6 protein-coding genes are annotated in these 7,105 nt (G+C 34.8%); all 6 read left to right on the plus strand.

Annotated features, from left to right (window positions below; translation table 11 throughout):
• Positions 1-50 precede the first annotated feature (50 nt).
• A complete protein-coding gene (locus tag ACFOUY_RS01580; RefSeq protein WP_378958688.1) occupies positions 51-1,439 on the plus strand; it encodes an HU domain-containing protein in 1,389 nt (462 codons plus the stop codon).
• Positions 1,439-2,143: a MotA/TolQ/ExbB proton channel family protein gene (locus ACFOUY_RS01585; protein ID WP_378958689.1), complete on the plus strand. Its 705-nt coding sequence runs from the start codon at positions 1,439-1,441 to the stop codon at positions 2,141-2,143. The genes ACFOUY_RS01580 and ACFOUY_RS01585 overlap by 1 nt, the downstream gene beginning before the upstream one ends.
• Positions 2,143-2,544 carry an ExbD/TolR family protein gene (locus tag ACFOUY_RS01590; RefSeq protein ID WP_378958690.1) on the plus strand — a complete coding sequence of 134 codons (402 nt, stop codon included), beginning with the start codon at positions 2,143-2,145 and terminating at the stop codon, positions 2,542-2,544. Before ACFOUY_RS01585 ends, ACFOUY_RS01590 begins: the two co-directional genes overlap by 1 nt.
• The gene (locus ACFOUY_RS01595; RefSeq protein WP_378958691.1) at positions 2,544-3,359 is read left to right on the plus strand and encodes an energy transducer TonB; all 816 of its coding nucleotides are present in this window, start codon (positions 2,544-2,546) and stop codon (positions 3,357-3,359) included. The genes ACFOUY_RS01590 and ACFOUY_RS01595 overlap by 1 nt, the downstream gene beginning before the upstream one ends.
• A gap of 39 nt (positions 3,360-3,398) precedes the next feature.
• On the plus strand, positions 3,399-4,688 hold the full coding sequence (locus tag ACFOUY_RS01600; RefSeq protein WP_378958692.1) for a bifunctional folylpolyglutamate synthase/dihydrofolate synthase: 1,290 nt from the start codon (positions 3,399-3,401) through the stop codon (positions 4,686-4,688).
• 68 nt (positions 4,689-4,756) lie between these two features.
• On the plus strand, positions 4,757-6,412 hold the full coding sequence (pafA, locus tag ACFOUY_RS01605) for an alkaline phosphatase PafA (RefSeq protein WP_378958693.1): 1,656 nt from the start codon (positions 4,757-4,759) through the stop codon (positions 6,410-6,412).
• Positions 6,413-7,105 lie beyond the last annotated feature (693 nt).

The raw sequence follows: 7,105 nt of genomic DNA on the forward strand, positions 1-7,105 counted from the left end.
ATTAATTTATTATTGTGTTGTATTTAGAATAAAACGCTAATTTTACCGGAATGGACATCTTATTATACCTTTCAGAACTCCTAAAGCAACAAACCTCAGTTGGTATTGCCGACTTGGGCACTTTTTATAAAAAGAAATTTGCTGGCAGATACGATAAGGAAAAACAATCGTTTTTACCACCGGGCTATACTTTGCAATTTACAGCAAGCTTAAAGGAAGAAAACTTGCTTCCTGATTTTATTGCTGCAAAAAGAAATATATCTAAAGAAAGTGCTGAATATTATATTTCTCAATTTGTTGAGGAAACAAATAAGAAACTAGAAATAGAACACGAGGCAGAATTAGAAAACATAGGGCGTTTATTTTACACAGAACACGAAGGTTTAAGTTTCGAGCCATCCAAAGATGTTAACTATGGTTCTGAATTTTACGGATTACCAGATGTTAAAGAAACTGAACAAGCTAATGAAACAGCTCCTGTAGAACAAATTCAGGAAGCAAAATCCGAACTATCGATAGCAGAAGAAAAAACTGTTGATAATGTTCATCATCAGGTTTCCCCAATTATCGAAAACGTAGACTTGGATGAAGTTAATGACGATTTAAAACATACATTATCAAATTCTGAGTATAAACATAATGATATAGTTGATGTTGAACATGAAGAATTAAATGTTCCAGAATCTATTTTAGCGCAGCATGAAGAAAACCCAAATCGTTTTGGTCATCAGCCTGAATCAGAGGAACCAAAAACATACGTTAATTTAAATGAAGACGTTTCAACAGAAAAGCCTGTTTCTGAAGCACCTGAATTTATTAAACAACAACATGCAGAGCATCCAAATCGTTTTGGCCACGATCCTTCTGCTCATGAAATTATTGAAGATGAAGAAGAGAAATCTAACTGGCCTAAAGTTTGGATTGGAGTTGCAATTCTTTTAGTTATAGCAGCTATTGTTTATTTTGCTAAACCCGAGTTATTTAATCGACAAGAAAAGGTTGCTGAAAAGCAGAATACACCTGTTATAGATTCTGTTAAAACTGTAAATATTGACAGTGCTAAGCTTAAACAAGATTCGATTGCAAAGACAGATAGTATTTTAAAAGCAAATCAGGTTCAGAATAAAATTGATAGCCAAAAAGCAAAACCCGTTACAACTGTTAAACCAGCAACAACTAATTTGGCACCGCAAAAAACCGGAGTTACAACTTATGAGGTGATTGGCGCATCGTTTAAAACCACTAAAAAAGCCGAGCAATTTGTAGCACAAATGAAAGGTTATGGTTTAAAAGCTAGAATTGTACCAATCGAAGGACCATACAAAAAAGTAAGCATTGCGTCTTTTAAAACTGAAAAAGAAGCGATTGACGCAAGACCAGTATTAAGTAAGAAAGTTAGAATAAAAGAATTAGATATTAAACAGATAAACACACCATAATGATTGCATTATTAATTCAAGACACCACACAAGCATTACAGGATACAGCAAACGCAGTAAGTCCAGCATTATCTCAACCCGCAGCAGAATTACACTTCATCGATTTGTTATTTAAAGGTGGCTGGGTAATGCTTCCACTGGCTTTCTTAGCTTTTTTAGCTTTGGTTATCTTTGTTGAACGTTATTTAACCATTAAAAAAGCAACAAAAGATGAATCTAACTTAATGGGTCAGATTAGGTCTTACATTCAATCGGGTAATTTGGAAGGTGCATCGGCAATGTTAAGAAATAACAACTCTCCCCTTTCTCGTATGTTGCAAAAAGGATTAAAACGTATTGGTCGCCCTATAAAAGATATCGAAGGTGCAATTGAAAACGTTGGAAAATTGGAAGTTTCGAAATTGGAAAAAAACATAAGCATTTTAGGAATCGTGGCAGGTATTGCACCAATGCTTGGCTTCGTAGGTACAATTGTTGGGGTTATTACAATTTTCCATCAGGTATCCATTAAAGGCGCTATCGAAATCGGTACCATTTCTGGTGGTTTGTATACTAAAATGATTACTTCTGCAACCGGATTAATTATCGGTATTATCGCTTACGTTTTATACCACATTTTAAATATAATGGTCGAAAAAATCATTCTTAAAATGGAAACAGATGCAATTGACTTTATTGATTTATTAGAAGAACCAGGTAAATAATGAATTTAAGAAAAAGAACAAAAGGCTCTGTAGAAGTACATACATCGGCATTAAACGATATTATGTTTTTCTTGATGCTGTTTTTTCTATTGGCATCTGCGGTTGTAAATCCACAGGTAGTTAAGTTATTATTGCCTCAATCATCAAGCGGACAACAATCTACGGCCAAAAAAGCAGTAACAGTTAGTATAGACGAAAATTTAAATTATTTCGTTGATAAAAAACCAGCAACAGCAGAAAGTTTACAGCCCGCAATTGAGGCTTATCAAAAGCTTGCTCCAGATATGACTATCATTTTATATGTAGCTAAAAATGTACCTGCAGAAAATATTATGGTTGCTTACGATGTTGCGAACAAATTGAAATTAAAACTTGTTTTAGCTGTAGAGCCTAAAAAGTAATGAATTACAAAGAAGAAAATAATTATCCAAAAGCAGTAGCGATATCCTCAGGGATAATGGCACTATTGCTTGCAATTAGCTTTCTAATTGTGATTAATTCTTTCGAACCACCTGAAGAGTTGGGCATGGGCGGCATGGTTGTAAATTATGGAACTGCTGAAACCGGAATGGGTGATGATTATACAAGTATAGAAGAGCCTTCTGCAGACCCAAATGCAAATAATAAAGCGCCAGATAAAGTTGTTCCTGAAGAAAAAGTAACCGAAAACACAACCGTTGAAACTGGAGATAAGGAAATTCAAACGCAAAATACCGAAGAAGCAATTAGTGTAAATACCAAACCAACTAAAGCAGTTGTAAAAACACCAACTACAGCTACTGAACAAAAACCAACAACACCAGTTATCAATCAAAATGCTTTGTACAAAGGCAAAAAGAGTACTGGTCAAGGTGGCGGTGATGGAACTGGGAATACACCTGGTAATCAAGGTTCTAAAAATGGTGACCCTTTGGCAAATAATTATGGCGAAGGTGGTTCTGGATTTGGAAATAAACCAATCGAATTAAGACGTTTCTCTAATCTGGTTACGCCGAAAGATGATGGTCAGAAAACTGGTAAAATTGCAATCAGAATTTATTTTAATAAATCTGGCGATATTACAAGAGCGAATCAAGAATTAAAGGGTTCTACAATTACAGACACAGAACTGGTAAATAAATGTATTCAGGCGGTATTAAATTCTACTTTGAATAAATCTGATATTGGTACAGACAATCAAACTGGAGTTGTGGTATTTAACTTTAAGGTGAAGTAAATTCAATAACCTTTTATACTTTTGTGGTCATAGATTATTATGAACTACCAGCAAACGCTTGATTTTTTATACAGTAAACTCCCAATGTTTACCCGTATTGGCGCATCAGCTTTTAAGAAGGATTTAACAAATACAATTATCCTTTGTGAAGCTTTGGATAATCCTCAAAACAAATTTAAGAGCATACATGTTGCCGGTACAAATGGCAAGGGTTCAACCTCACACATGCTGGCTTCTGTTTTACAGGCACAAGGTTTTAAAACGGGCTTATATACCTCTCCTCACCTTAAAGATTTTCGTGAGCGAATTCGTATTAATGGCAAAATGATTAGCAAAACAGAAGTTAAATCTTTTGTTCAAGCTAATAAAAAGTTAATATATAAAATAGAACCTTCGTTTTTTGAAGTTACTGTTGCAATGGCTTTCGAGCATTTTGCAAAACATGAGGTAGATATTGCCGTTATCGAAGTTGGTTTGGGAGGGCGTTTAGATTCAACCAACATTATTACACCAGAAATTTCTGTAATCACCAACATCAGTTTGGACCACACCAACATGCTTGGTAATACGCTCGAAGAAATTGCAGGTGAAAAAGCAGGTATCATTAAAAACGGTATCCCTGTAGTTATAGGGGAAACACAAGCAGCATCTCAACCCGTTTTTATTACTAAAGCGACTTCGGTAAAAGCCCCAATATTTTTTGCTGATGATACATTAAAAGTTCAGGATGTCGTTGTAAAAAATAGTAAGCTTGGTTTATCTATTTATGAAAATGATGAGGTTAAATATCCAAATATTAAAAGCGATTTAACGGGTTTATATCAACCTAAAAACATTGTAACCGTATTAAAGGCACTAGAGATTTTAAGCCAGAAAACAGAAACTAAGATTGTAAAACAGGCCGTTTACGATGGCTTGAAACAGGTTAAAAAATTAACCCAATTACAAGGTCGCTGGCAAACTTTAAGTAAAAACCCTTTAGTAATTTGCGATACCGGACATAACGAAGCTGGTATAATAGAAGTAGTTAAGAATATAGAATCGACACCTCATAAAAATCTTCATATTGTTTTTGGAATGGTAAAAGATAAGGATATTACCAAGGTTTTATCTCTTGTTCCGAAACAAGCTACTTATTACTTTTGCAAACCAGATATTGAACGAGGTCTTGATGCTAACGACTTAAAAGAGCAAGCAAATGCCTTCAATTTAAAGGGAGATTCTTTTAATTCTGTGCAGGAAGCAAAGCAGGCAGCCATTAAAAAAGCAGGCAAAGAAGATTTAGTTTTTATAGGCGGAAGTACTTTTGTTGTGGCTGAAGCGATATAAAAACTTTACAGAAAGTTCAAACAAACTTCATCTAAAAATTCTACTTTTAGCTTTTAAACGAAAATAGAATGAAGAAAATTTCTTGCTTAATTGTTTCCCTATCCATCCTCTCTTTAACCACCGTTTCTGCACAGACTAAAAAAGCAACTACAGCTGCTAAAGCTTTTCCTGCAGAAGTTGCACGCCCTAAGTTAGTTGTAGGTTTAGTTGTAGACCAAATGCGTTGGGATTATTTATATCGCTACTACAACCGCTATTCAAACGGCGGATTCAAGAGATTAATTAATGAAGGTTTTTCTGTTGAAAACACATTTATTCCTTACACACCTACTTACACCGCAGTTGGCCACACAACAATTTATACTGGCTCGGTGCCCGCTATACATGGCATTATTGGTAACGATTGGTACAATGTAGAAAGCAAAAAGAATGTTTATTGTACTGAAGATTCTACGGTTGTTACTGTAGGTAGTACACCATCTTCCGAAGGAAATATGTCTCCAAAAAACCTTTTGGCTACTACAATAACTGATGAATTAAGATTGGCAACTAATTTTAGAGGTAAAGTTATCGGCATCTCTTTAAAAGATAGAGGCTCTATTTTACCAGCGGGCCATGCTGCAAATGCCGCTTATTGGTACCAGGGAAGTACAGGTAACTGGATTACAAGTTCTTACTACATGAAAGAAGTACCAACCTGGATTGCAGATTACAATAAACTTAAACTGGCTAATAAATTCTATGCTAAAAATTGGGAGACTTTATATCCGATTAATACTTATGTAAACAGCACAAGTGATGAGAAAGCTTATGAAGGAAAAACCAGCACTTTCCCTCACCTGCTTACTCAAAATATTAATAAAAACTTTGATGCAATTAGAAGCACACCTTACGGAAATACAATTACACTTGATTTAGCTAAACTTGCCATTCTTTCTGAAGATTTAGGTCAGGATAATATTACCGATTTCTTAGCTGTAAGTTGTTCTGCAACTGATTATGTTGGCCACGGTTACGGACCAAACTCTATTGAAGCTGAAGATACTTATTTGCGTTTAGATAAGGATTTTGAAGAGTTTTTCAACTATTTAGATAAAAAAGTAGGTAAAGGGAATTATACAGTTTTCTTAAGTGCCGATCATGGTGTTGCACACGTTCCTGGTTTTATGAAAGAAAATAAATTGCCTGGCGGTACAGTTAGCGATAGAGATATCGTTTTCAAGCTTAATGCATTTTTAAATGATAAATTCAAAGTAAACAATGTTGTGCTAAAATCGATGAATAATCAAATCATTTTTGATCATGATAAAACGGATAATGGTACAGTAAGCTTCGATGTAATTAAAGCTGCATCAATTGAATTTCTAAAAAGAATGGATGGTTTTGCCAATGTTGTAGATATTTCAAAAATATCGATGGCAACACTTCCTGAGATTCAGAAAAAGATGATTACAAATGGTTACAATGCAAGAAGAAGCGGCGATTTATATTATATTTTAGATCCAAATTGGTTTAATGGTGCTAGTACAGGAACAACACACGGAAATTGGAATCCTTATGATGCACATATTCCTTTAGTATTTATGGGCTGGGGAATTAAACATGGTGCAACAAATAAAACGCATTATATGACAGATATTTCTGCAACCCTTGCAGCACTTTTACACATTCAAATGCCAAACGGTTGTGTTGGTGAGCCAATTACTGAAATAACAGATAAATAAACCACTATGCATTGAAAGTGCATAGGTTTGGGTAAAGAAAAACTGAAATTCTTTCTTCAAACGGTCGTCATTGCCAGGAACGAAGCAATCTTACAGCTATAAGCTTTTTTTAGCACATTAGGATGGCTTCGTGCCTCGGAATGGTCTTGCATTTCTTAAATGGTTAATTTTTATCATAAAATGTCATTTATATTGATTTAATGCAACAATTGTCGTTGCAGTTAGTATAATTCTACTTGATGTTGGTATAATTCTACTTGCAGTTCATATAATTCTACTTGAGGTTCGTATAATTCTACTTGAGGTTCATATAATTCTACTTGAGGTTGGTATAATTCTACTTGCAGTTCATATAATTCTACTTGAGGATACTAGTCATGCTCAACTTGATTGGGCATCTTAATACTTTAGCAGGCATATATAATGTTTCCTTTCTAGCGGCTTCACGATTCCCGTTTTCACGAGAATGACGTAAGGAGTCGTCATGCTGCTATTGGCGTTACGTCATGCTCAACTTGATTGGGCATCCTAATGCTTTCGCAGGCATATATTGTTTTCTTTCTATCGCTTTAGGATTCCCGTTTTCATCTATCGTGTGGACACATCTTTTTGTTTAATTTGCATGATATATGCAACGGGGATTTACAGATCTATGTGATGATCGATTACTTTTTAGAGGGAATAAGATTTTAA

Origin of the sequence: Pedobacter jamesrossensis, from assembly GCF_042650905.1 — a bacterium.
Lineage (GTDB): Bacteria > Bacteroidota > Bacteroidia > Sphingobacteriales > Sphingobacteriaceae > Pedobacter > Pedobacter jamesrossensis.

Coding starts and splice junctions, on each gene's coding strand:
- ACFOUY_RS01580 (WP_378958688.1), top strand. CDS start 51: ATGGACATCTTATTATACCTTTCAGAACTCCTAAAGCAACAAACCTCA.
- ACFOUY_RS01585 (WP_378958689.1), top strand. CDS start 1,439: ATGATTGCATTATTAATTCAAGACACCACACAAGCATTACAGGATACA.
- ACFOUY_RS01590 (WP_378958690.1), top strand. CDS start 2,143: ATGAATTTAAGAAAAAGAACAAAAGGCTCTGTAGAAGTACATACATCG.
- ACFOUY_RS01595 (WP_378958691.1), top strand. CDS start 2,544: ATGAATTACAAAGAAGAAAATAATTATCCAAAAGCAGTAGCGATATCC.
- ACFOUY_RS01600 (WP_378958692.1), top strand. CDS start 3,399: ATGAACTACCAGCAAACGCTTGATTTTTTATACAGTAAACTCCCAATG.
- pafA (WP_378958693.1), top strand. CDS start 4,757: ATGAAGAAAATTTCTTGCTTAATTGTTTCCCTATCCATCCTCTCTTTA.